The following is a 25,584-nucleotide window of genomic DNA, read 5'->3' as shown; positions in this document are numbered from 1 at the left end:
ACCACCCGTGCGTAATTGCTAATTAATGCAAATTGTCGTCCCAGACGCCGATGTAAATCCGATCGCGCTCGTTGCGTTCGATCGTCCCTTCGAGGGAACCCTTCCTAAACGTAAACCGATTACTCCGGCGCTGCTGCACGTCGCGCAAGCCCTGCCAAATCTCTCGGTTGGCGCCGCCCACCATGCCGTTTAACGCGGTTCGCACTACCAAATCGTCCACCGACGGGGCAAAAGAACCCTCTGTTTGCACAAGCTGGCCTGAATCCCGATCGTAAATGTAGCCGAGAGTAATCCGGTTCGGCAGCACTTCGTAAAGTGCGGTGCGAGTATTCGGCCAATAACCCCGCGCTTGAGAGTCAGTCGGTTCTCCCAATTGGGATAAAATCTGACTTTCCGGGGTACCAACGGCAAACCCAGGGATTGTGGGAGTCTTCTGATAACTGGTTCCCTGTTGTTCGGGGCTGGGTGCGGGCGATCGATCTGGCGGCAACTCTTTGTCAACAAGTTTTTCTGTTGGTGTGGGTTCGGCAGCCTCGGGAGTTGGCGCTGGAGTTGGCGCGGGCGCTGGAGTTGGCGCGGGCGCTGGAGTTGGCGCGGGCGCTGGAGTTTCAGCAGCAGGCGCTGGAGTTTCAGCAGCGGGCGCTGGAGTTTCAGCAGCAGGCGGCGGAGTTTCTCTGGGAGTCGGGGCTGGCGTTGGTGTCGGCGCGGGAATTGGTGTGGGGTTTGAGCGCGCGTCTGGATCTGCGGGGGTCGAAGTGCGATCGTCCTGGGCCACGGGTGCGGGTTCTGAAGACGGCCGGTTGAGGAAAACCCTAGCAATACCGATAAAACCTGCAACAATAAGTGCGATCGCCACCAACCCCAAAATCCACCAAACCTTGCGGTTGCCTTCCCCAGGAGACACCACAGCAGGGGCAGTTCTCGAAGCCGCAGGCGACTGAGGCCCGTGTCCCGGAATCACCGCCACCGTAGGCCCGGTGCTCGGCGACGCTGCACCATGAGGCTGCCCGTGCAGCAGCGACAGCCACTCATCCACGCTAGCAGGGCGATTTTGAGCTTCTACCGTCATCCCCCGCATCACCGCTTGGCTGACAGCCGCACTTAGCTGAGGCTGCAAGTCGCGGGGTGAAGGCATCGGTTGGCTGGTACGCAAAATTGCAGCCACCGGCACTTGTCCTGTGAGCAAAGTATAAAGCGTCGCCGCCAGACCGTAAACATCTGTTGCGGGCGTATATTTTCCTTGGGCAAAATACTGTTCTGGCGGTGCATAGCCGTCGGACACCATATTAGTGTGAGATTGAGTTGCACCCAGAGTAAACTCGCGGGCAATGCCAAAATCGATCAGCACAACTTCTTGGGTGTTTTGGCGCAGCAGAATGTTTTGCGGCTTGATATCTCGGTGCAGCAAACCCTTTTGATGAACAACTTTTAAAGCAGCGCCAATTTGAGTTATGTAGAGAATAGCGAGTTCTTCTGGCAGCGGCCGATTTGGGAGTACGACATCGCCCAAATTCTGACCGGCTATGTAGTCCATCACCATGTAAGGCTGCCCGTCTTCCACAAAGAAATCGCTGACGCGGACAATATTGGGATGGACGCAGGAAGCCAACCGCCTCGCTTCGTCTTGAAACTTGCGATCGAACTCAGCAAAATTGGGTTGCTGCCGCAGAGATTCGTTGAGAGTTTTAATGACTACAGGCTGTCCTAAATAGCGGTGATTTGCCCTGAAGGTAATCCCAAAGCCGCCGCGTCCCAGTTCTTGTTCGAGGGTGTACTTTCCACCCTGTAAAGTTTTGCCGATTAGCGCATCCATATGTCCAGGCGATCGCGTACCAGATAATATCGCTGATTATGGCACGTCTAGTGGGTTCTCCTCACCACTCCAAAGAGCGATCGATTTACCCCTGTATTAGTTAACCTGTTAGAAACACTACTCATAATGCGTCCACATCCGCAAAATTTTTACCGTGTTCTCGGACTCAATCACCTCGTACACCAGACGATGCTGAATGTTGATTCGCCGTGAATATGCACCTTCCAAATCTCCCACCAATTTCTCGTAGGGTGGCGGATTCTGAAACGGATTGGTTTGAATAATATCGAGTAACTCTTGCGCTTTGTCTCGTAAATTGCTAGAAGCCAGCTTTTTGGCATCTTTCTGTGCCTGTTTCGTGTATACCAGATTCCAATTCACCACTCCAACTCCCTAGCGCAATCCTCGATCGGCGTTGCCATTCCTTCCCGAATTGATTCCCGCATTCCCGGCACTGAGAGAAGATACAGTGTCTCTTGTACCGATGCCGAGTCAGCTTCAGACAATAACACTGCATTGCTACTCTGTCCTGCAATAACAATGGGTTGATCCGCAATCTTAGTCATTGTCATGAATACAAGAACAACAACAGGCATGATGTAGGCTCCTGCTGTACCTATTACTGGGGCGATTGCGGCTGAAACAGAACTCACAAGAGTTTTTTGTAGTACCTCTGACGAAGAAAGTAGCTGTTTGTGTTCATCAGCGTATTTTTCATCGCCACTTAAGAATTTTTCAATTTCATCCCGTACTTTTTCAATAAATATATTTTTCGCTTGTTCGGCGCCTCCAAATGGGAATGTGTTCTCTGGCATTGCATTCAGCCACTGTTTTGCTGCCTCTTCGTAAGAGTTAGTGGAATCCACTAGCTCCTTGATCCTTTTTTGTTGGTATCTAGGCAGCGTTGTGAGCCACTCTTCATTATCAACCTGAAATAAATGTTCTAATTTATTTTCCATATCTACAACATTTCCCTAACGTACTCAACAGAGACCGCATGAGTAGTCTGATGGAGGGTATGCGGATCTACTCCAGCCACTAACAGACCACCTCCACCACCTGGAGCATATGACCCAATGAGGATAGCGACCATGAATGTAGTGTATGCACAGAATATAGGGCTTCCAGATTGACCTGGGCGAGCCAGAGTGTTCACTACGACTAGCTTGGTTTTGCCTATTCCATTTTTATTAATTAAGATTCTTGCACCGATCTCAGTTCGTTGATGAGTGAGTACCAATCTTCCATGAACTGCATGAGGATAACCAAAAATATCAACAACACTACCAACATTTAGAAGATCTGTGCTACCCATCGATATATTAGAGAACGCATCAATATCAGCCGACAAAATACACAAATCTGTGAAAGGATCAATAGCTGTAATGCGAACCGAAAATACCAGAACTCGATCATCAGAAGTATCTTGATAGTCATTGATGCTCGAATTATCAGGTTTTACAACCACGACTAAATTCTGATCATCTTTTTGAGTAACATGGGCAGCCGTCACAAACTTTCCAGGACTATTTAGTAGAGTTGCTGTACCAAGCAGCGATACACCATTTGCTCCTGTTCGTCCGACCGCAAATACTATGTTTCCGAAAGATGAGTATGACATTTGACTTCTTACGATTAAAGTATGAACTTGCCATATAACTATTAATTATACCAGAAGAGCAGTATAATAAAACTCTCATTGATAGATCATACCGCACTTTCGCCAAAGTTATGTTTCTAAGTTGAGTAAATCGTACCGCAACTTCAACATCATACCTCATCAGAGTATCAATTGCTGCAGCAATAGCTCGCTCTTTCTCGAACCCTCTATCTCGTGGGATCGCTGATTGACATCTTGAGCCGCCATCATTGCATTGATGTGGGTAAAGATACGATCTAATTCCCCAATGGCGTCGAGTTCCGCTGCCTCTTCTGCTATTAGTTGATCTGCCTTTTTCTTCTCTAACAATTGTTCCATGCGCTGTTGGAGCGATTCACTAAATTTGAACAACTTCCACCGATCGACTTTTTCAATGCAAATCTCATGGATTAACGAGGAGGGTTTGTTGAGACTTGAAACCATTGTATGCTCCGATCTTCGGGTTTTAGGTAGTGACTAGATTATAGCTTTTATTCAATCTGGCAGATTTAATGCTCCAACCGAGAACCTTCAAATTACCGCCAAAACCAGTGACTTAAACAGCCAAACGGCCTTACGGTTCAAGTCGGATGATATTCATCCCTGCTGATTTGCCATCGCCATATCTTGCCTTCTTCAGGATCGTCCACCTCTGCAATGAACTTCATTCCCACTTTTTGCAAGACGCTATTCGAGGCATTTTTTTCAGCTAAAGTGTGAGCGATGACTGCTTTCACCTCCTCGTGAGCGAAAGCATAATCGATCATTCCCTGTGCCACCTCAGTTGCAAATCCGCGATTCCAATATTCGGAAGCAATTTCATAACCTATCTCTATAGTCCCCGACTCATCAGGTGAGCCTTTGAAACCTCCATTGCCGACAAGCACTTCATTTTTTGGATGAATAAAGAAGTAGTTGCGCCAGTCAGTTGGAGGCGGATTGGATTCGCAAGATTCGTCAGCAGGGAGGGAAAATGCTTCCGGGAAATGAGGCCAGCTATTAGGCACTACGACATTTAAAATTGCTGCAAGCTCGCTTTTATTGCGCAAGAAAGCTTCTATGTGAATCCTTTCGACGGCAAGTAGTTGAAAATTCTTAGTTTTAATCATTTTTCTACCTTGTTTAACAAGTATGAGATCGCAATATAGGCACTATCGAAACGCTTGTCTCGGAACCCTGGCGAGTTGGTAAGCGCCCCGACTGTCCAACAATTGATATTGATTTGGCTGCAATCCTAATTGCACAAATTTCTCTGGATATCCCAGCAACAAAATAGAGGGAGAAGTTGGGTTTTTAGATTCCTTAATGTAGTCGATCGCCTTTGTGACAGCTCGGTAGTAAGTCACCGGCCCTTGGGTATAAAAAACCAGACTTGGTTTCCAGAAACCAACCATAATAAACTCTTCCCCCGGTAGTTTTTGTTGAACCGCAACCTGCGCTAACTGTCTCAGAGGTAACTGGCGGTTGATATCAACCACTTTGTAGGCGGGAGTCAGACCAAAGATGATAAATGCTACTAACCCGATGAGGTTAGCAACCAAAATCCAGCGTTGTTGCCGTTGCCAGAGTAAAATAGCGATCGCCACCGCTGTAGTTATCCAAATTGCACCGCCGACTATCAGCAATCCCGACTGCTGAATTGCTTGGGGAAAATTCGGCATTGCCGGGTCGTCTCCGAGCCAGTTGTAGCAGTAGAAAGTTGCTCCGGCTACAATTAATAAAAATACGACATTGACAATGTATGTAACTAACAGCCCTCGCGGTAAATAATTAGGTTTTTTTTCTAACTTTATCCGCTTGTTTTGGGGTTCATTGCCTGCAATAATATCGCTCCACAGCAGCGTTACCAAAATCGCAGCGGCGGGGATTAAAGGCAATACATAACTGGGCAATTTGGTCACGGCGATCGTAAAAAAGCCAAAGATGCAGCCGAACCAAAATAGGGCAAATAAACTCAACTGAGCCGATCGCGGTTGACGACGCCAGTAACTGCGCTGCCAAAAACGGGTGCGGGCGATCGCCACGGGCAAATAAATCGACCAAGGTGCAAAACCAACTAGCACTACAAAAAAGTAAAAATACCAAGGCGCCGAGTGCTTGTTGACTACCCCAGTAAAACGCTGGAAATTGTGATAGCCAAAAAAGCTGTCAATATAAGTTTGACCGTTGGCTAAAATAACCAAAATGTACCAGGGCAGGGCGATCGCCAGAATAATTAAGATTCCCGACACCGGACGCATTTCGCGCCAAAGTTGCCGAAAATTTCCCAAATAAAGCCCGAAGCAGCCAACAATCAGCGCTGGCACGACAATTCCCACAGGCCCCTTAGCCAGAATTGCTAAGGCAATTAGTACGTAAAAAGTCAGATACCACTTATTGGGAAATCGGGAAGCGGAAACGGTATAAAATTCTGTTTTTTCTCTCTGTTCTTCGAGGGTGTAACCGAGGAAAAATGCGAGCAGTGCCGAACACATACAGCCGCTCAAAAGCATATCTGAAACGCCAGTCCTTCCCCAGGCAATAGTTTGGGGATTTAAAGCTATTACGGCCGCACCAATCCAAGGAGTAGAAAGAAAGAGTGGGAGACGGGGAGTTTTGAGTTTTGAGTTGTTATTCTCTGTTTCTTCTTCCAGCTTCCATCGGACTTCTTCCTTCTTACTGACATCCGTTAAATCCGTTGCAGAATCCGTTGCCGAACTTCTTTCTTCCTGCGAGTGAGTGAACTGTTGTAGGGTATAGAATCCGAGGCAAGTCAGACCGATCGCGCACAAAGCCGACGGAAGACGCACGGCCCATTCGTTAACGCCCAGAGTGCGGTAAGCCACCGCCATCAGCCAGTAAATCAACGGCGGCTTGTCAAACCTGGTTTCGCCGTTGAAATAAGGAGTGATGAAATCCCCTGTCACCGTCATTTGACGGGCGGCTTCGGCAAACAACGGTTCGGTTTCGTCAACTAAGCCGATGTTGCCGAGATTCCACAAAAAAGCCACCGAGGCGATCGCGCACAGCCACAACAGCGACAGCAACTTTGGTGCGATCCTCTTCGAGGGCTTCGCTAACGGGCGATTCCTAAACTCTGACAAATTTTTAATAACTTCCTTCACCCAAACTTCCTGCGATTTTAGATTTAAAATTGTAGCTCGCATAGAGAGTCTACCGAAAGATTCGCATTCTCGAAACTCCCAATTCGATCGAATCGGGTTCAACTCACATCTTGCACCATTCTCCCTTAATAGGCTTTCGGGCCCACCCCACAAGAAAATTCACTCTTTGTGGAACGGGCCGAAGAGCCCGTTAAGCGAGAACGGTTCAAGATGTCAGGTTAAACTCAAATCTGCCACTATTCTCAACAAGACCGACTCAATCGGCTTTCTCGACCAAAATCTCCGCACCTGCAGCTAAGGATTCAAGGCTGCAAAATTAATTGCCATTCTCCGGCTGTGCTGTTCCAAGCGGGCGAGGCTGTCTCCCCGGCGACGTAAGGCCCCCAGTAGCGGCGAGAACCATCCTGAGCAAAAACAACCAAAATGTCTCCCTGTTTGATTTGTAGCTTGCCCTCCGGCAGCGATAGCATCAGTCCCTTGCCCCCGCCTTCCCCGGGCGCAAAATCCCAGTGCGCCGGTTTGCCGTAGGATTTCTCGGCTTGCCGTTTCGACAGCAGCGCCACTCGCACTGGGTGTTCGCTGCGGTTGCTGACACGCAGACTGCCGGTGGCATTAATATTTGCAGGGATTGAAGACAGCAATTCCTCCTCTGACTCTGGGGGGGTTGGTATTGAGTCGGGTTTGGGCTTTTTGGCTGTGTCTGTCGAAGCTGTCGCGACTCGGGAAACGGGGGGTGTTGGGGGGAGTGCGGTGGCTGGGGAGGGCAAATCGCTCGGCCGATTTGAACCGTTGGAGATCGTGATTTCAAAACGTCCTAGAAACATTCCTGTAAATAGGACGATCGACACTGCAATTACGATCTGGTAAATTTTAAGTTTCATAAATTTTAGGCTTAAAGGATAGACTGCACGCCCAATTAGTCATAACTATTTTTAATGTAGAACCAGGGGCTGCTGTACAACAAGATACAGTTACACTTAAGTAATTGACCGTTCTCGGCTATAATTCGGCGATCGCTCAATACCATTTTAGATGTTAAATTTTAGATTTTAGATTGGGACATACTGACCCCGGTAACGATTTGGATTTTGTCGGGAACGGCATTTTTTGACTCATCGGTATAACTTTTAATACCAGTTTTAAAACAAAATACAACTATAGACCCGCGATCCAAACCTCAATAGTCATTAGTCATTCCCAATCGAAAATCTCGAATCTCGAATCTCAAATTGTATAACTTTTATGCAGAATACCCGAATTAACAGATTGATTGATGTTCTGGGCGAGCGATTCCGAGGCTGGCTGAGCAATCCTTGGCGGCGGATTTCCCTCCTGCTAATCAGTCTGCTGTTCGGCACTTTTTTGGGAACAGCTATTTCGACGATCGCCGGACAAGCTGCTGATTGGGATATTATCGCGGCCGGGCTGTTGGTGTTGTTGACGGAGTTGGCGAACTGGCTGGTTTACGGCGGCCCGCGGCCTGTAGCCCGTTCTTTTTGGGTGGAGATGCTCCATGCTCTGAAAATTGGCCTGACTTACAATTTATTTGTGGAGGCTTTCAAACTAGGATCTTAAAAACTTTTTGAATCGGCGCGGGTTTAGGATGAAATATTTGTCAGTTGCGGATAGTATTTGTACAAAACCAGCCCCCGCCTAGAGAGTTTTGAGCTGATGAATCGATCGACTGTAACCCCTGTTGACATTTTACACCGGTGGCAAGCGGGCGTTAGCGAAGCCCGCCCCTACGGGGGCTACGCCAACGAAGAGGATCGCCCGTTAGCGAAAGCGTTGCGATCCGAAGGAAAGCCCTCGAAGAGGATTGCTCGCGACTTCGAGATCCTGGCAAGTTGGGAACTTGCGGATGATGTGCGATCGCGCGCTTTTGGCATTACTTCCGACAATGCAGCCGATGTTGTCCGCTGCAAAACCGATTTATTCTTTTCTCTTCTTGATGAACTGCATACTTTGTCGCTAAAATCAACTGTTTTTCTCGAAACTTTGTGGAATCTTTGGCTGCCGCTGGCAATGCAATTATCGACTGAAAAACAAAGTTTAAACCGTCCTTTAATTCAAGGAATTTTAGGAGGGCAAGGAACGGGAAAAACTACTTTATGCCAAGTTTTGAGGCTGATTCTAGGAAAATTGGGATATTCTACTGTCAGCCTTTCTTTAGACGATCTTTACAAGACTTATGCCGATCGCCAAAAACTCCAAAAAGCCGACCCGCGTTTAATTTGGCGCGGCCCCCCCGGCACTCACGATATTGATTTGGGCATCGCAGTTTTAGACAAGTTGCGCCGTTCTCAAACTCCCGATTTAGCAGCAGTTGACAATCCAAAATCTGATTTCCTAAAACCGGATCTAATTAAAAATATAATAGAAATTCCCAGGTTTGACAAATCTGCCTGCGGAGGTGCAGGAGATAGAAGTCAACCCGAAATAATTTCCGGTGCGGATATTGTACTTTTTGAAGGTTGGTTTGTCGGCGTGAATCCGGTGGTTGATGCCAAATTGAACGAGTTTTTGGCGGGTGCACCGTTTCCGATTTCCACAGAGGGCGACTGTCAGTTGGCGCGCGATATGAATGCGAAACTGCACGACTATATGCCGCTGTGGAACCGATTAGATCGGTTGATGGTTTTGTATCCCCAAGATTATCGCATTTCTCAAGTGTGGCGCAATCAGGCGGAACAGGAAATGATGGCTGCGGGGAAGTCGGGAATGTCAGAGGCCGAAATTCATCGGTTTGTCGAATATTTCTGGAAAGCGCTGCATCCCGAGTTATTTATTAAGTCGATGGTTGAGGAGAGCGATCGGGTGGATTTAGTAATTGAAGTTTTGAGCGATCGCACTGTCGGCAAAATTAGTCGGGCGATCGACTTAAAATTAAGCGATTAGAAAGACTTAAAATTAACGCTTTAAGGACACAACATTGTTGTGTCCCTACCTTATTGCAGCCTTTAAGGACACAGCAATGTTCTCTCCCTACTGTATTGCAGCTTATCGTGCATTCAATTGAGAATTCAGGACTTATGAAAAAAGTGGTTTGACGCGCGAATTATATGGGTAAGGCGCGCCATAAGCACTCTACAATACAGAGGTTTTGCATCGAGGATGGAGAATTTCTAAATTAACTGCCGGGAGTACCAAGATCGATCGCTTTCTGGATCAAATCGTCGGTTACCTCGCCCGGTACACCTGCGGGATTAACTTCCTGAGCCATCGAACGAAAATCAGCGGGATTGCTGCTGGAATCAGCCGGCTTTGCGATCTCTTTAGGAGCGGGAATAGCAAATTTAGGTGCTGTTGCAGCGGCGGCAGCTTCAGCGCCGGCACCCGTGCGATCTATTTCACTAACGGTAAATTCTTTTGAAGCTTCGTAGTCTGCTGATACATCAACAGTTGGCAACTTTTGTTCTCCAGCTTCCGCGCTTTCAGCGATCTGAGCAGCGTCAAAGCTTTCAGTGTTATTTGGTTCTGTATTGATTTCAGACATAGCCGACTCCTTGCTAGTTTTATTTAACAATTTACTTTATTTATCTTTACTTAAATCCCAGGCTTTTTCATCTACCCGCAGATGTATCGCTGGCTTGTATCTTAAGGATGATTTATTCTAGGGTAGCGGCTCAACATTACATCAGTTTCCGAAAAAAAATGCAACTTTAGGCAAGCTCCAAACCCATACATAATCAGCTATTTTCCATTGTTTAATCTCAAATCTCAAATCTCAAATCTCAAATCGTATTACCTCTCGGGGATGGTGACTTGCACTTACAAATATTGATATTCATATATTCTGGAAGCACTTTTAAGGAATTTGATTTATGAACTCACCAGCCGCGACCAATCCTCACTCTCTTTCCAACGACACTCAAAACATCGTTCAGACAATCAACGGGTTGGGTACAGATGAAAAACTGGCGCTGCTCTACTTTGTTTATGAAAAAATGGGAGATTCAATTACACCAGCCGCTCCCGCCGCCGCTGAACCAGAATTAGCTCCCGTGCTGCTCGATGATTTTTACAAGCTTTCCCACGACCAACAACTGAATATAATGAGAGGTATTGTCAACCGCGACGACACGCCGTATTCTCACGCTTACGGAGCTTTAACTGCTAACAATCAGTTGCTTGTTTGGTATGCTTGGGCTATTGGTATGGGGGAAAAAATTGTCGATATCCCCGAAGGATATGAGGCAACTGAGGCTGTCAATGGCGTGTTGGGTCAAATTGAAGGTCTTGAGTTTGAACAGCAAATTTCGGTGCTGCGCGACGTAGCTAATAATATGGGCTACACCGATGTTAAACCAATTGATACTCAGGCAGAAGTAGGGAAAACTTCTAGTCTTTAGATCGGACTTGGCGGTTCAAACCGCTGCATAGAGTCAAACGCAGCCTGCGGCTCGACTGAGCTTCGCCGATCGTCCTCCGCAGACTGAAGAATAAAGGAGGGATTAAAACCAGATTTTCTATAATTAGCGGGCATAAATAAACCTCATTATGTCCGCAGGTATCTATACTAAATCCGGTTTTAATACTTGCTTTTTTTATTTGCACGGCTGTAGTATGTCATTGCCAGCGATCGCGATTGCTTTGCTATCGCTCGCAGCAATTACATCACTCTTGAGGTCACCAATCTGCTGTAAATATAGTACCAGTTTAAAAAAGTCTTGCTACAATTATCAATCTTATACCAATTATTAAAAGTCGCAGAACCCCGCGCTGGACTTAAGGGTTGTCGTTTCCCTACAGTCGCTCGCGTAGAATCTATATATTGCCCTATTTTTTAGATGTTAGTATAAAAAATGTTTGCAGTCAGGACTGGAGTGGATTAGGGTTAATTTTTCGCGGAAATTCTATCCGAAATGTCGAACCTTTTTTGGGTTGACTTTCGACCGTAATTGTGCCGTTCATCATTTTGAGTAAAGAGGCACTAATCGCTAGTCCTAAACCGGTGCCTGGATATTGACGGGTTGTGCTTTGGTCGGCTTGATGAAATTTGTCGAAAATGTGGGGCAGCTCGGTTTCACAGATGCCGATTCCTGTATCCCGAACGGTGATAGTTAGCCGATCGCCTTTTAATTCCCGCGCATCAATGAAAATGCTGCCCCGATGCGTGAATTTAACCGCGTTGGAAATGAGATTGACCAAAACTTGCCGCAGCCGCCACTTGTCATTAACTATAAGCTGATTCTCCAAGCACACGCTGACAAACATTGCCACATTTTTGTCCGTGGCTTGATTTCCAAATTCCAGGGCGACATTGATTACTAAATGCGCTAAATCAAATTCTTCTATTTCTAATTCTGTGCCGCCGCTCTCGATTTTGGAGAGGTCGAGGATATCGTTAATCAGCACTAGCAGGTTTTTGCCGTTATGTAAAATGCGCCCCACCATATCTGTTTGCTTGGGGGTCAGCAGTTGTTTGTGCTGGCGCAGCAGCAATTGGGAAAAGCCGATAATCCCATTCATGGGAGTTAGCAATTCGTGGGACATGGTGCCCAAAAATTGCGATTTTAACTTGGCTGCTTCTAGCAGTTGCAATTTTTGCTGTTGAATGCGCCGACCCTGATTTTCCAGTTCTTCCTGCTGGCGAATTAGCAGCTCGTTTTGCAAGTCTAAAAGCTGTTCCTGCTTTTTTAATTTTTCGATCGCCCGCGCGCTGTTAATCGCGATCGCAGCTTGTTTTCCCATCACCGCCAGCAGTTGCTGAGTTTCCCCGTCAATAGCCGTGCTGTCTTTCCCGTTGCCGATCGCCAACACGCCCAAACGCCCGTTTTCCCCCGACTCGATCGCCGCTGCACAGACCGCCGCCGGCAGCCAGCCGCCGGACTCCGACCGCCACAGTAGAGACTCTCCCGTCGCAAATGCTTTCCACAGCAGCTTGTTTTGCACGTGCGGAGTTTTGCCGGCACGTGCAAAGTTTTCCGCGCCCCCGACAGCCCTGAGTTTCAGGCCGTTGCAATCGCTCTCCGGGAGGGCAACCAGGCAAAATTCAGCTCCGGCGATCGCCTCCACAGTCGCGTCCGCGATGCCTTGCAACAACTGGCACAAGTTACCCGCGCGCTGGCTCAACACATTGATAAATCGCTCTATCGCCTGCAAATCCTGCCCAGCTTCCATTCGCGTCTGGGCTTCGGACAACTTTTCTGCTTTGAACTTAGCTTCCGATCCCGCTTGATGGCGCCAAAATTCTGGTTCTGCTTGCGGCTCAGCTTGAGTTTGTTCGATCGCGTCCATATCTATGTAGGTTCCCACCCACTCCACAATTTCATGATTGTCTGGGTTAGCGGGCGCTCCTCTGGCTAGGTTCCAGCGGTAAGTGCCCTCTCGCGTTTGCAGGCGAAATAGAATTTCGTAACTTTCCGGCGGAAACTCAGAAGTGCGCGCTCGCGCCAACAGACGAGCGCGGTCTTCAGGGTGAACACGCGCCAAATAGCCGAAACCCAAAGCTACTGCTGCTGGTACCCCCGTGTACTCCTCCCAGCGCTGACCTAAATAAGTCGCCCAGCCGTTGGCATTTGCTTTCCAAACAATGTCAGGAATTGCCTGTAACAGGCGATCGTCCTGAGTTTCGCTGTCGCCAACTTGCTTTAGGGGGGAGATTATATCAGATACTTCCTCTAATATTTCCGCGCCGGAAAACTCCGAGCGAAAAAAGTTATTGCCGTGAGAGTGACTCATAAGAGGTTTTATCAATAAGCATTGAACTTGAGCCCTAACACCGGCTCAAGACTCGTGCTGCTAGCTTTATTGATTTTGACGACCCAAGTGCATCAAAATTTTTTATACTTTAAATCTATCTGGGTAAGGATCTCTTTACCTCTATCAAGGGGCGGACAATGGCATTATTCAGTTAAACTATAAAAACATTGAGAGCTTACCTGTCCCGATCGGACTCGTGCAGGCGATCGCCGCAAAATAAGTTGAAAATTAACTTGCTTTCTTGGCGGCTGCATGAGTATGCTTAAAAATGATGTGCGGCCTGTCAAACCCTAAATCCGGACACATTCTCAAATTTGCTCAGTTAAGCTGAGTCAATTGACGATATTTTTAAAGTTTAGCGGACTATTGGAAAAAAGATGAGTAAAATTCGCGTTGCTTTGATAGAAGACCACGACCTGACAAGAGTCGGCATCCGCACAGCTTTACAACAGCGTGACACGATAGAAGTTGTCGGGGATGCCGCTAACGCTACAGACGGATTGAAACTGCTTCAGTCTTCAAAACCTGACGTGGCAATTGTAGACATTGGCTTGCCGGATTTTGACGGCATTGAACTGACACAAAAGTTTAAAAAATCGGTAGCCGAGTCCGATCCGGATACCAAAATTTTGATTCTGACTTTTCAGGACAATGAAGAAGAAGTTCTGGCAGCTTTTGCCGCCGGAGCTGACTCTTACTGCATGAAAGATATCAGCTTCGATCAGTTGTTGGATGTAGTAAAAGTAACTCACGAAGGTAACTCTTGGATCGATCCGGCGATCGCCCGCATCGTCCTGAAACAAGCTCGCACTAAGGAGTCAGCGCCGGAAGAACCGAAGGCTGAGGGCAAAAGAGTCACAATTAAGGCTGCCGAACCCGAGTTCAGTCACATTATTGAGACTTACCCTTTAACCGAGCGGGAATTAGAGGTTTTGGAACTGATCGTGCAGGGTTACAGCAATGCTGCAATCGCCGAAAAACTGTACATTACTGTCGGTACAGTCAAGACTCATGTCCGCAATATTCTGAACAAGCTGTGCGCTGATGACCGCACTCAAGCAGCCGTTCTCGCCCTGCGTTCTGGCTTGGTTGGATGAAGCGTTATCATCAGGCCAAATCAAGTTAAAAGTAGGGTGCGCAGTGCGCACCTTACCGCCGAAAATGTAGGAGGCGCACGGAGCACCGGCTGACTAATTGTTGCCGAAAATGTAAGGTGCGCAGCGCGCACCAATCGGCGAATTGCTTCCTGTTAAGAAAGGCTATAATTTTAAATTGCATCTATCCCAGTGCAGATATTTTAAATAATATTTGTATGAGTAAATACACCTTAAGATAGATGCGAAATAATTGTCAGGTTAGTATTAGTTATTGTCAAGTAATAACAAGTTAGATACATTCCGATCGCACTGCCGATATTGCGCGATTTCACTTCATAAAAGGCAGCGGCTGGAGCCAGATACTCATACTTTTAGGAATAGTTAACCAGTTAAAGAAATTATATCCGCAGAGTGATGCCTGAGTTCGCTTAAATTTGCGAGATTAAAAGTATCAACTGCTACTGGAATATCCTAGAAAGAGGTACTATGGTCGCTCCAATTGAATTCAAGTTATTTGCTCCTTACAACAAAGGAGCTGCCTTGATTGGCTCTTTTTCTAATTGGGAAGAGATCCCGATGGAAAAGGACGAAGAAGGTTATTTTCGCACGCGAGTTGAGTTGGAGGATGGCGTTTATCAATACAAATTCCGCGTTCAGTCCAAAAGCTGGTTTCTGGAAGCCGATCAGTGGGTAGATGTGGTCGATCCTTACGCTACTGACATCGACGATCCCACTCAAAACGGCCTGGTTCGGATCAAAGATGGCGATCGCATTGTCGATACCTACGTGTGGAAACACGACGACAAACCGCTGCCTGCCGATCGGGAATTAGTGATTTACGAAATGCACGTTGCCGACTTTTCCGGCGGTGAAGCCGATCCTCTGGCCCGCGGCCAGTACAAGCACGTTGTCGAAAAACTCGATTACCTAGTCGAACTCGGCATCAACGCGATCGAACTCATGCCCCTCAAAGAATACCCGGGCGACTACAGTTGGGGCTACAACCCCCGCTACTTCTTCGCTGCCGAGTCCAGCTACGGAACCACAGAAGAACTCAAAAACCTGATAGACGAGTGTCACGGGCGCGGGATTCGCGTCATCATGGACGGGATTTACAACCACTCGGAAGCTTCGAGCCCCCTCACTCAAATCGATCACGATTATTGGTACCACCACGAACCCCGCGATCCAGACAACAATTGGGGCCCGGAATTTAACTACGAATTCTACGACGAAAACTTAGGAACTTTCCCCGCGCGCAGATTTGCTGGCGATACAGTCCGCTTCTGGATTCAAGAATATCATCTCGACGGCATTCGTTTCGACGCGGCGCGACAAATTGCCAACTACGATTTCATGCACTGGGTAGTTCAAGAAGCCAAAAATGCCGCCGGCCCCAAACCGTTTTACACCGTTGCCGAATACATTCCCGACGAGCCCAGCATCACCAATCTAGACGGGCCGATGGACGGCTGCTGGCACGACAGTTTCTATCACTCCATAATTCCACAACTCTGCGGGGACAATTTTGATTTAGAACGCCTCAAAGAGGTAATCGACTGCAAGCGGCAAGGTTACTTGGGTGCTACGAATGTAGTCAATTATTTGAGTAATCACGATCACGATCGCGTTTTTGCCGAATTGGGCGATCGCGGAATTTTGGATGAAGCAGCATTCAAGCGGGCGAAGTTGGGAACCGTGCTGTTAATGACAGCAGTTGGCGTACCGCTGATTTGGATGGGCGAAGAATTTGGCGAATACAAAGCCAAAACAATCGAGCAATCTAAAATTGACTGGACGCTGCTAGGAAATGACATGAATAAAGGTTTGTGGGAATACTACAAAGGCTTGATTCACCTGCGCAAAAATAACCAAGCACTTTACACAGAAAACATCGAGTTTTTCCACGAAGACCCCGACTCGAAAGTTTTTGCTTACACTCGCTGGAACGATGAAGGTTCGAGAGTTGTTGTAGTGGTGAATTGGTCTGAAAATTATCTAGCTGGTTACAGCGTTCCCCACTTCCCGGCAAACGGAACTTGGCACGAATGGACGGGCAATTATGATATTGAATCGGGCGATCATAATATTATGATCGACTTGCCGGAATACGAAGCAAAAGTGTTTGTTTGGCAGTAAGCTTTCAGGCGTCGAAAGCACAGATTCGCCCTTAAAAAATATGAGGACTAAAGTCCTAACTACCAACCCTCAAAAAACTGTTTGTAGTAAGGACTTGAGTTTTTTCTTAATTCCCCCAAACTCCTAGAACGGATGTCCTCACTACAAACTTATAAGGGTTATTTGACAGGCTCTGATGTAATTCACAACTCAAAACAGAAACTCTTTTTTGTTCCGCTTCCTGATTGTTAATTTAAACTACTTATTTTCCCAGCAGGTTGATTTTCTAGGCACAATTTAGTTATAGCCGCCGCCGGTATTGGTTTGCTAAAGAAGTAACCCTGGCCCATATTGCATTGATGCGACTGCAAAAAAGCCAACTGTTCTGCTGTTTCTACTCCCTCAGCAATCACCTGTAAATTCAGGCCCTGTCCCAAGGCGATCGCCAGTTTCACAATAGTAGCACCGCTGCTGCCGTTCACCAAATCAGCCACAAAGGATTTGTCTATTTTTAAATTATTCAGCGGAAAGTTTTTCAGAGACCACAGCGAAGAATAACCGGTGCCAAAATCGTCCAGAGAAATTTGAATTCCCATTTCCTGCAACTGCTGCAATACCGACACCGTAAAATTCACATCTGTCATGGCAATGCTTTCGGTAATTTCTATTTCTAAATACTCATGATTTAACTTGGTTTCTGATAAAATTTCAGCGATGGTTTTTACCGTGTTAGCTTGCAGAAACTGCCGGGCTGATAAATTCACAGCTATCCGCATCGGTGGCAATCCCAGTAACTGCCACGCTCGATTTTGCAAGCAAGCAGTCCGCATCACCCATTCGTCCATTTGGCAGATTAATCCTGTTTCCTCAGCTAAGGGAATAAATCGATCGGGAGAAATCAAACCGCGTTCGGGATGCTGCCAGCGAATCAGAGCTTCCATGCCGACTATTTGGCCAGTATTTAAGTTTATTTGCGGTTGATAGTGCAGCACAAACTCAGAGTTTTTCAGAGCTTTGTAAAGATGATTTTCTAAGTTAAGATCCTCGGAGACTTTACTGCCGATCGCCCGCGTGTAAAACTGATAATTATTCCGACCTTTCTGTTTAGCTTTGTACATCGCAGCATCAGCATTTTTCAGCAACGTTTCTGCATCTTCTCCGTCGTAAGGAGCCAAAGCAATTCCCAAGCTAGCCTTAGTATAAAGTTCTAGACCGTCAAAATCAAAAGGACTGCTTAAACTCTGGATAATTAACTGGCAAATCTTAGTTGCTTCCTCACGGCTGTTGAGATTGTACAGCAGCACAGTAAATTCATCCCCGCCCCAACGGGCAATGGAATCTCCCGCGCGCAAACAGTTAGTCAAACGCCGAGATACACTTTGCAGCAACAAATCGCCCACTGGGTGTCCGAGAGTATCGTTAACATTTTTAAATCTATCCAAATCTAGAAAGATCACCGCCAGCATTTCTGCGTTTTGGTGAGCGCTAGCTAAAGCTAAAGACAGCCTTTCATTAAACAGCAATCTATTAGGTAAACCGGTTAATGAGTCGTGAGAAGCTTGATGTCGGATCATCGCCTCGACGCGCCTCTGCATTGCAGCCATGTACAGGTGAGTTCCTAAAGATTTTGCTAGCTTCTGTTCCTCGCTGCTCCAATTTTTAGTTTCGCCAGTTTTGATTTCTTTCCAAGCTGCAAATGACTGTCGGGGACGATCGCTCCGGGCGTCGGAACTGCAACGGCCCGCCCACATAATTTCGGTTTCTATAGGGCTGCGAAAAATTGTGAGACAGCCGATGCACTGTTGACCGTATTGCAGCGGTACTGCCAAAAATGAGTGAATGGAAGCTTCGAGAAAATTGGCAGATAAAAATTTGATTTGAGGTTCTTTAGAAATATCGGAAATCGCGTACAAGTGGGGTACAATTAAACTGGAAATATTTTTGTCAATTGAACTGTAATGCTGGGAATATACATTTTGGAAAAAACCTAATTGGCTGGTATCAGGAGTTGTTGCTCGATCGTCTTGGTTGGCACACCCCATGATCTGCTGCCAAAACGGGCTGAGTTCAAGGTCGATGTCCCGGGGCTGCTGGCCGCAGGTATAAAGTAAAGCCGGCCGATCGCCAAACTCGGCTGCAATGTACAGTCGCCCTCCCGAACCATGCAAATGCTTGACAGTTTGTTCGAGAACTGCTTGCCGAATTTCGGTTAGTTCTAGAGGAGAGTGCAGCAAACTGGTAATTTGGTTGACAACGGCTTCGTCGCGCGCTTGCTGTCGAGCTTGACTGAGCAGAAAGGATTGGGCGATCGCAATTGAAAGTTGATCCACAAGCAACTGCACCATTTTCAATTCTCGATCGCTAAACCGTTTCGGTTGGCTGTGGTGAGAAACCAACAGCCCCCAAAGCTGATTTTGATGCAAAATCGGCACCGTCAGAGAAGAACGTGCCCCCATAGCCTTCAGATATTCAGCGTGACAGGGGTCTACAGGACGATAGCTAATATCTTCAACTGCTAAAGTTTTGCCGGTTTCGAGAGAATCTAAGCGATTAATTATTTGATGCTTCAATTCCACATCTACAATCACTCGCTGCCGCGCTTTAAGAAACATTTCCCGGGCACTATTGGGAATGTCGCCTGGTGGAAAGCGCAAACCCAGCAGAGATGACAAGCTGTCGCCGTTGATGGACTCAGCAATGACCTCACCGCTACCGTCGGACTCAAAGCGATAAACTTTTACCCGATCGCTCTCTAAAAAGCTGCGGATTTCTCGGGTGGTTGTCGTCAAAATCTCTTGCAGTTCTAAAGAGTTGCGGATGCGATTGGTAATTCGATTCAGTAAAATCTCTTGTTCTAAAGTCGATTGTGACATTTGTCTAACTTTTGTGCGGGCCATCTCTTTTGAGCTCCAGGGCTGTTGACAGCATTTTTGCGAGCCACAGTCTTCACTTGCCATGTATTATAGAATACAACACTTTCGCCACATCTATTCGATTTAGCCAACCCGGGAGCCAGAAACTTGGTTTGTGGGGATATGTCTGGTTTCCCGACATATTTCGCTGAGAAACCGCGTTTCTCACAGCAGTTAGAGGAGAAGGAATGAGCGATCGGACAAGTAGTGAGGACGAAAGCTCGATCGAGTTGGATCGGGACGGAAGTCCTGACTACAAAATACTTTCTGAATTACAAGGCAAGAGATCTAGAGAAACCGGGTTGACCTAACAGCATTCTGGCTCAAGAGCGCAGAATGCTGTTAGGTCAACCCGGCGTGTAAGTATTTATACCCGGAAATATTGCGTTAAGCCGACTCCCAAATTCCCCGAATTCTGTCCGGCAAAAAGCCCGCTATTTCCTGAATTCGCTCCTCGGACAGCTCATCCTTCGTTGCCGAGAATACAGCGGCGATCGCAGTTTCCGGTTTTACTCCTGAAGGAAGTGCGCCTTCTAGTTCCACCCTCCGTGCAAACAAATTGCCATCGATCCCCAAAGGTGCAGGCTCGCCGGTCAAAGGTTGACGCACCCGGCTCAGCAATCCCACCAGCGGATTCATATCTTTCCAGAGGTCTGCTATTTCTTTTTGCAGGGTTTTGTCGTCCGTAGGCAAAACTTCTTTGTGCAGTTCAGCTTCCACGCGATCGCTGGCTTCTGTTGTCATCACATCGCGCATGATCCGGTACACCAATTCGGTAATGTCCCGGGCATCAAAAATATCCTCCAAGTGACCTTTTACCATCACTTTTTCCAAAAACGGCATATCCTTTGAAGCGATAGGAACTGCCGATCCTTCCTGGTGGAGCGACTTCGGAGGATTTGTCTCCATTTTCTGTAACAGTTTGCGGCCTTTTTCTGTTAAATCAGCTTCTTGAAATGCCACTAAAGGCGGCAATAACTCAAGTCCTCCGTAAGGCTCTCCACTAAACTCCGCTTTGATAAATTCCCTTTGGTTGAGGTAGTCCAAATGACCGAGCAATTCCGCTTCCGGCACCTCTCGACCGACATATTCTTCGGCTGCGTTCCTAATTTCCGACTCTCCCTTGCTGGCTTCGGTGCTGGCAATTTTTTTGAGCAAAATGTAAGTCAGGTCGTCTCTAATTGCAATTGTCATCAAAACCTCCTAGGTTAATATCCGGTAAAGATCAAGTAAAAACTGATTTTTTTTACTTGCTAAAAATGTGATGATTACTACTTAAAAATATTGAAGTCTAAACTAGAGTAATAAGTATCTCTCAGCAGGTGGAAGTTGTGAAACTTAAGTGTCCGCTAGAATCTTCCTCTAGGTAGATCCATGTAGGGGAACCCAGGTTTAGTCTTGTGAGTATCCTGAAAAGCTGCCGCCACTCTTCAATGCTATTAAGCTAGGATGCTTTATTGGTAATATTTTCCGTATTTATTGCGTGTTGTTACCAAGGCTGACGTACCTGTAGCGCCTAAGTTGGTAATTGGCGCTGGGATAGGTACAATTAAGCAGATGCTATGTGCTCGATCGACTGTGGCCGTCTTTGCCCCAGCTTGTAGCGATATTGTACAATCTGGTTATACCGGAAACTAGCCATCTGAGAGCTACAAATACGAGCCAATCTGTTTCAAGTGCCCGAGTGCCACTTGAAGAATGCCTCGGGGAAAAGTTTTTTGATCCTTTTTCGATCGTTTTTCGATCGGCATTTATGAACTACCCTACTTGGACAAATAATTTGGAATCCTCGTTTTTAGATAGCGACCCATCGGCGGTTGACAAGCGTCCTTTAGTGTTGGCTGTAGACGACAATCACGACAACTTAGAGCTGCTGACACAAATACTCGATTTATTCGGCTGCGAGTGCGTGGGAGCCGTGGATGGGTACGCAGCTATTTCAGCAGCAGTCGATCGACCTCCCGACCTAATCGTACTCGACATTTGCCTGCCGGATATAGACGGTATAGAAGTAGTAAAGCGCATCCAACAAAACCCGGAACTCAGACATATTCCGATTGTGGCGGTCACAGCACTAGCAAAAGCAGAAGACCGCGATCGGATTCTCAACGCCGGCTGTGTTGAATACATTTCTAAACCTTTTAACATCAAGGATTTAGAAATAATTATCCGCCAGCACCTCAACTCTCAGATGTTACTGGTTGAGTTTTAGGTTGAGTTTTAGGTTGAGTTTTTGACTGGGAACTAGAATCGCGAACTTTAGGTGCAGACTCCAAAATTGCGATCTTTCCGGTGCGGCCAGTCTCCAAGGTCGCATCGCAGAGCAAATCAGTTACTCCCACACCCAAAACCTCTTTGATTAATTCTTTCAGTTGCCATTCTAGGACTGATTCTAATTGCGTTCGCACCTGCAAAGCCAAATCTTGCTGACCGTTCTCAGCCAGCAGTTTTTCTGGTTGAGTAACCCCATTTTCGATCACAATTATCAATTTGTCATCCAAAAGATGGCATAGCGGTTGGCTCGTTTGTTGTCCGAGTTGAGAACGGTACAAAGCTTGAATCCCCTGCGAAAGACTCCGTTCTAATTTCCCGCGAGTAGGTTCTAAGGTTTCCCGGGTCATATTTTTTAGTGAGACCAAGATAAGTCAAAAAAACAGTTAGAGAAGAAGGAAGTTCGGCAACGAGCAATGTACGGGAGGTAACGGATGGAAGAAGTCACAAGCAATATAAGAGCTCGTGTTTCAGCAATGAAGAACGTCCTAATCGTCAGGACGATTGCTAAGCCCAGGCGCATCTAAATTTTACAGTCAAGTTACATGAAATTATTGTGGGGTATCTCGCCCGCCCGAAAAATACAACACAAGATGCAGAACAGCTTATAACAGTTAACAGTTAACTGCTATAAGTTAACTGTTAACTGTTAGCAACAACCGTCGCGCTAGCCTACAGTAACTTGATCGGTTTCCACGCCAGTTGCACCCTTAACACCTTTAGCAATTGTCACCAACTTGTTGACAATTCCCTGATCGGGAACTGTACCTTTGAGAACCACCGTAGTGCCATGTTGAGCCACATAAACAGTCTCAATATCCGCAACATCTGGATTTGCATCGAAAGCCTGAGCCACCCGTTTAGCTAAACCGCTTTGATCGTATTCTCCATTCAATCCCATGCGTTCCGGCGGAATTGTCTGAGCGCTCGCAGCAGGTTGAGCTTGAGCTTGAGCTTGAGCTACAGGTGCTTGGTAAGCAGGAGCGTCAACAGTTTCTTGATTTTCAAGTTTTTCTAAACCAAACAATCTTTTTAGCCAACCCATAGAGTTTGTCCTCCCACAAAGTTTGTGTTAATTGACGTGTTAATTGACAGGTGGCACGTCGCGGTGCAATTGTTATTCTCAATACCAGGAATTACGATCGCACTCTGGGACGCAGAAAGCGGATTTTTCTACAAAAAACTATCTTCCAGCCATCCGCCCCGGTAGAAAAACCCGGTTTGTTGAGTTTGGTGCGCAACTCGTAAATACAATTTACTGTTGTACAACTTCGCCGATCATCTGCCTGGAGACATAAATTCTCCGGCGCTCAAACAAATACCTGCGCTGACCATTCCGGCAAATCAAACTTAAACCCTTCTTCCCCAACTTCTACAATTTTGTTGTACATCCACTCGTGCCAAGTTCCCGCAGCCGGAAAGTTAGGAATGCAGTAACCAGATAGATAAGTATCCGAAAAATTGGTCACAACTACTGCTCGCGTTCCCTCATCGCTCCAGCGGTAGTAAGCGAGGACTTTGGCTTCGGCATTTTCGTGGAAAAATTCAATATTTTCCGTGTAAAGTGCCGGAAATTTTTGTCACAGCCGAATCATGTGTTTGTAGTATTCCAACAACTCATGATTTGGCTGATTTTCCAACAAAGACCATTGCAGTTTATTCGGCTGGTTGGGAGTTTCCCGAGTGGACTCTCCAAACTCTTCCCCCATCCACAGCATCGGTATTCCTACTGCTGTTACTAACAAAACCGCTCCCAATTTAGCTCGTTTAAAAGCAGCTTCTCGGTCGAGAGTCCGAAAGCTTGCTTCCGCCAGCAAGTGGTCGCGGTGGTGACTGGCTAAATAATTGATAACATTAGTTGTTTTTTGATAGCCTTGTTGTTTGGCATCCAGAGCTTGCTTGAGCTTTTCGAGCTCGAAACGATCCCCCGCGAGAATTTCTATGGCAAAAATGCGAAAACTTTCGTGCCAGCAACCGTCCATCGGCCCGTCCGCAGCCACGAGTTCGGTAAGTTCGGGAATGTGTTCTGCTATGTTGTAAAATGGCTTGTCGCCGGCGGTTTTTTTTGCTTCGCGAGTTATCCAGTGTTTTGAGTCGAAGTTATCGTAGTTAAACTTCGGGCCCCAGTAGTTAGCCGGATCTTCGGGATAGTGTTTGTCGCGGTAGTACCAATAATTGCGATCGATGAGCAATAAGGGACATTCTTCATCGCAGTGGTTGTAAATCTCGTCCAGAATCACCCGAATGCCCCGTCCGTGGCATTCGTCAATCAATTGCTTCAAATCTGCGGTTGCACCGTAGCTGGACTCTACGGCAAAGAAATCGCGGACTTGGTAGCCCCAGCTATAATCGCCCGGATATTCATTAACTGGCATTAGTTCGATCGCATTTATCCCCAAATCGCACAGATAATCTAATTTCTCGATCGCCTGCTGGAATTTACCGCCACTTTCGGAACCATCGGGGCCGGAAAAATCAGCAACGTGCAGTTCGTAAATAACTAATTCTTCATTTTCTGGGAGCTTTTTGTCGTCGTGCTGCCAAACATAGCTATCAATAATTCGCGCGCCTGCTTTGATGCGAATTGTACTTGTATGAGTAGTGCGGTCAATTTCAGTAGCGTAGGGATCGTTGACTTCTACCCATTCGTCGGGTTCAAAACAGGGACTTTGCGATTGAACTCGGAATTTGTATTGATAAATACCGTCTTCTAACTGAATTTTAGTGCGGAAATAACCTCTGTCATCTTTTTCTAAGGCAATTTCTTCCCATAAGGAAAAGGAGCCGAGCAGCGTAGCTGCTTTGTTGTTGGGAGCGAAGAGTTTAAATTCAATTGCAGCGGCCATGAATACTTTGTTTGCAGAACTTATAAATGTGATTAGTATTCATTTTTACCATTTTGCAAATCTGTCGCAATCGTTCTTAAGAGTTAAACCTGTAACTCTTATGTTGTAAGGTGCCCAGGAGCGCACCCCGAGGATTTAGTAGTACGCACCCTAGCGATTGAGTAAGGTGCGCCGCTAAGCACCCGGAGGCCCGATTTAAATCAATCAAAAATGTAGTTAAAGTAACTAAAAAATATTAAGCGCTGTTTATGAAAAGTAATTTAACTTTTGATAACTAGATAAATTGTGATAAAAATTTAATATTTGTAACTAAAGGAACATTTTTTCGCTGACAGAGCTAATACTGTAGAAAGATGTCATTTTAGGCGGAAAAGGGGAGGATCGGCTTGTAATTGGAAGGCAAGGGAAACCAGAAAAATGAATGCTTTATTCAACTGGATTTTCGCGCGATCGACTTTCAGTCAAGTTTGAGCCGAGAATAGCAAGGATTATTTTTGCTTATGTCTTGGCAGCTCTTGTTTTGTAGTTTTTGACTAGCAAACTTTGTAGAACCAAAATCAGCTTTAATGACTGCTGCTACCTCAGTAATTGGTAATCGGTGAAAATCTCATCCGTCCCTGTTACCCGTTAGATATTCCGAGCAGCGTCTCTAGGGTTCTAAAAGTTTAATTGGGGATGTTGGCAAATTACCGTTACTGTAAAACTCTGGAGTGTTAAAAATGCTAAAACAAATGTGTTGGTTGCCCAGATTGGGAGGAAATGGAGAAAAGATATTGCACTTGCGCACCGAAGCCCGTCAAGCGTGGCGGCCTTATACAGCTTTTCCGCAGTACGCTGCACCCGACTACCGGGAACCGGGCGGTTCTAACGGATGGGCAACATTTCAGAAGCTGAAAACTCAAGGGTGGAATTTAATATCGACTGAAGAAGGGCAGCAGTCAAGTTTTGGCGAACAGAAAAGTGCTTAAAAAACCAGAAACCGCAGGAATAAAAGAAGAGGTAGTGCGATTCGTTTAATCTAAATGGATAGAAATATCCAGGGACGGTTAACCTAACCCACTGGTTAGTATAACTAAATA

Annotated in this window: 24 protein-coding genes; 8 read left to right on the top strand and 16 right to left on the bottom strand. The window is 46.5% G+C overall.

Going from position 1 to position 25,584, the window contains the following annotated elements; all coding sequences use genetic code 11:
• Positions 1–22: 22 nt before the first annotated feature.
• The 8 genes from QUA78_RS21855 to QUA78_RS21820 form a co-directional block, all read right to left on the bottom strand.
• Positions 23–1,813: a serine/threonine-protein kinase gene (locus QUA78_RS21855; RefSeq protein ID WP_333301661.1), complete on the bottom strand. Its 1,791-nt coding sequence runs from the start codon at positions 1,811–1,813 to the stop codon at positions 23–25.
• 117 nt (positions 1,814–1,930) lie between these two features.
• Entirely contained in the window at positions 1,931–2,194 is a 264-nt protein-coding gene (locus tag QUA78_RS21850; RefSeq protein WP_006632711.1) for a Txe/YoeB family addiction module toxin, read from the bottom strand.
• Positions 2,191–2,772, bottom strand: coding sequence for a hypothetical protein (locus tag QUA78_RS21845; RefSeq protein WP_333301662.1), 582 nt, complete (start codon positions 2,770–2,772; stop codon positions 2,191–2,193). The genes QUA78_RS21850 and QUA78_RS21845 overlap by 4 nt, the downstream gene beginning before the upstream one ends.
• Positions 2,773–2,774: 2 nt before the next feature.
• Positions 2,775–3,434, bottom strand: coding sequence for a serine protease (locus tag QUA78_RS21840; RefSeq protein WP_333301663.1), 660 nt, complete (start codon positions 3,432–3,434; stop codon positions 2,775–2,777).
• 159 nt (positions 3,435–3,593) lie between these two features.
• Complete coding sequence (locus QUA78_RS21835) at positions 3,594–3,896, bottom strand: hypothetical protein (RefSeq protein ID WP_333301664.1); 303 nt, start codon at positions 3,894–3,896, stop codon at positions 3,594–3,596.
• A 137-nt stretch (positions 3,897–4,033) separates the two neighbouring features.
• Positions 4,034–4,561 (bottom strand): GNAT family N-acetyltransferase, encoded by a 528-nt coding sequence (locus QUA78_RS21830; RefSeq protein WP_333301665.1) that lies wholly within the window; start codon positions 4,559–4,561, stop codon positions 4,034–4,036.
• 42 nt (positions 4,562–4,603) lie between these two features.
• Positions 4,604–6,598: a glycosyltransferase family 39 protein gene (locus tag QUA78_RS21825; protein ID WP_333301666.1), complete on the bottom strand. Its 1,995-nt coding sequence runs from the start codon at positions 6,596–6,598 to the stop codon at positions 4,604–4,606.
• Between the two features lie 260 nt (positions 6,599–6,858).
• The gene (locus tag QUA78_RS21820) at positions 6,859–7,437 is read right to left on the bottom strand and encodes a hypothetical protein (protein WP_333301667.1); all 579 of its coding nucleotides are present in this window, start codon (positions 7,435–7,437) and stop codon (positions 6,859–6,861) included.
• Between the two features lie 361 nt (positions 7,438–7,798).
• Here QUA78_RS21820 and QUA78_RS21815 point away from each other — a divergent pair, with 361 nt between their 5' ends.
• Both QUA78_RS21815 and QUA78_RS21810 read left to right on the top strand, forming a co-directional pair.
• Complete coding sequence (locus QUA78_RS21815) at positions 7,799–8,131, top strand: DUF565 domain-containing protein (RefSeq protein WP_333301668.1); 333 nt, start codon at positions 7,799–7,801, stop codon at positions 8,129–8,131.
• A 96-nt stretch (positions 8,132–8,227) separates the two neighbouring features.
• Positions 8,228–9,454 (top strand): glycerate kinase, encoded by a 1,227-nt coding sequence (locus QUA78_RS21810; RefSeq protein ID WP_333301669.1) that lies wholly within the window; start codon positions 8,228–8,230, stop codon positions 9,452–9,454.
• Between the two features lie 232 nt (positions 9,455–9,686).
• Here the strand turns inward: QUA78_RS21810 and QUA78_RS21805 are convergent, their stop codons facing one another.
• The gene (locus QUA78_RS21805) at positions 9,687–10,052 is read right to left on the bottom strand and encodes a hypothetical protein (protein ID WP_333301670.1); all 366 of its coding nucleotides are present in this window, start codon (positions 10,050–10,052) and stop codon (positions 9,687–9,689) included.
• Positions 10,053–10,380: 328 nt separating this feature from the next.
• Here QUA78_RS21805 and QUA78_RS21800 point away from each other — a divergent pair, with 328 nt between their 5' ends.
• Complete coding sequence (locus tag QUA78_RS21800) at positions 10,381–10,908, top strand: orange carotenoid protein N-terminal domain-containing protein (RefSeq protein WP_333301671.1); 528 nt, start codon at positions 10,381–10,383, stop codon at positions 10,906–10,908.
• Between the two features lie 463 nt (positions 10,909–11,371).
• Here QUA78_RS21800 and QUA78_RS21795 read toward each other — a convergent pair whose 3' ends face one another.
• A complete protein-coding gene (locus tag QUA78_RS21795) occupies positions 11,372–13,240 on the bottom strand; it encodes an ATP-binding protein (RefSeq protein WP_333301672.1) in 1,869 nt (622 codons plus the stop codon).
• Positions 13,241–13,638: 398 nt separating this feature from the next.
• Here QUA78_RS21795 and QUA78_RS21790 point away from each other — a divergent pair, with 398 nt between their 5' ends.
• Both QUA78_RS21790 and QUA78_RS21785 read left to right on the top strand, forming a co-directional pair.
• Positions 13,639–14,358: a response regulator transcription factor gene (locus QUA78_RS21790; protein WP_333301673.1), complete on the top strand. Its 720-nt coding sequence runs from the start codon at positions 13,639–13,641 to the stop codon at positions 14,356–14,358.
• 486 nt (positions 14,359–14,844) lie between these two features.
• A complete protein-coding gene (locus QUA78_RS21785; protein WP_333301674.1) occupies positions 14,845–16,497 on the top strand; it encodes an alpha-amylase family glycosyl hydrolase in 1,653 nt (550 codons plus the stop codon).
• A 227-nt stretch (positions 16,498–16,724) separates the two neighbouring features.
• Here the strand turns inward: QUA78_RS21785 and QUA78_RS21780 are convergent, their stop codons facing one another.
• Positions 16,725–19,373, bottom strand: a complete 2,649-nt coding sequence (locus QUA78_RS21780; protein WP_445302346.1) for an EAL domain-containing protein — start codon at positions 19,371–19,373, stop codon at positions 16,725–16,727.
• Between the two features lie 402 nt (positions 19,374–19,775).
• Positions 19,776–20,582, bottom strand: a complete 807-nt coding sequence (locus QUA78_RS21775) for a DUF2267 domain-containing protein (protein WP_333301677.1) — start codon at positions 20,580–20,582, stop codon at positions 19,776–19,778.
• 490 nt (positions 20,583–21,072) lie between these two features.
• Between QUA78_RS21775 and QUA78_RS21770 the strand changes: the two genes are divergently transcribed.
• Positions 21,073–21,600, top strand: a complete 528-nt coding sequence (locus QUA78_RS21770) for a response regulator (protein WP_333399012.1) — start codon at positions 21,073–21,075, stop codon at positions 21,598–21,600.
• On the opposite strand, the gene QUA78_RS21765 is transcribed toward QUA78_RS21770, so the two are convergent.
• Both QUA78_RS21765 and QUA78_RS21760 read right to left on the bottom strand, forming a co-directional pair.
• Positions 21,569–22,009: a DUF2294 domain-containing protein gene (locus QUA78_RS21765; protein WP_333301679.1), complete on the bottom strand. Its 441-nt coding sequence runs from the start codon at positions 22,007–22,009 to the stop codon at positions 21,569–21,571. The genes QUA78_RS21770 and QUA78_RS21765 overlap by 32 nt on opposite strands.
• Positions 22,010–22,326: 317 nt before the next feature.
• On the bottom strand, positions 22,327–22,704 hold the full coding sequence (locus tag QUA78_RS21760; RefSeq protein ID WP_333301680.1) for a BON domain-containing protein: 378 nt from the start codon (positions 22,702–22,704) through the stop codon (positions 22,327–22,329).
• Between the two features lie 50 nt (positions 22,705–22,754).
• Here QUA78_RS21760 and QUA78_RS21755 point away from each other — a divergent pair, with 50 nt between their 5' ends.
• On the top strand, positions 22,755–22,907 hold the full coding sequence (locus tag QUA78_RS21755; RefSeq protein WP_333301681.1) for a hypothetical protein: 153 nt from the start codon (positions 22,755–22,757) through the stop codon (positions 22,905–22,907).
• Between the two features lie 62 nt (positions 22,908–22,969).
• Here QUA78_RS21755 and QUA78_RS21750 read toward each other — a convergent pair whose 3' ends face one another.
• The gene (locus QUA78_RS21750; RefSeq protein ID WP_333301685.1) at positions 22,970–23,209 is read right to left on the bottom strand and encodes an alpha amylase C-terminal domain-containing protein; all 240 of its coding nucleotides are present in this window, start codon (positions 23,207–23,209) and stop codon (positions 22,970–22,972) included.
• A 30-nt stretch (positions 23,210–23,239) separates the two neighbouring features.
• Complete coding sequence (locus QUA78_RS21745) at positions 23,240–24,505, bottom strand: alpha-amylase family glycosyl hydrolase (RefSeq protein WP_333301682.1); 1,266 nt, start codon at positions 24,503–24,505, stop codon at positions 23,240–23,242.
• A gap of 719 nt (positions 24,506–25,224) precedes the next feature.
• Between QUA78_RS21745 and QUA78_RS21740 the strand changes: the two genes are divergently transcribed.
• The gene (locus QUA78_RS21740) at positions 25,225–25,473 is read left to right on the top strand and encodes a hypothetical protein (RefSeq protein WP_333301683.1); all 249 of its coding nucleotides are present in this window, start codon (positions 25,225–25,227) and stop codon (positions 25,471–25,473) included.
• The last annotated feature ends 111 nt before the right edge of the window (positions 25,474–25,584 follow it).

It is taken from the genome of Microcoleus sp. K4-B3 (assembly GCF_036704615.1).
Taxonomy (GTDB): Bacteria; Cyanobacteriota; Cyanobacteriia; order Cyanobacteriales; family Microcoleaceae; genus Microcoleus.
The sequence above is the reverse complement of the archived record's forward strand: the minus strand, read 5'-3'. Positions and strand labels throughout refer to the sequence as shown.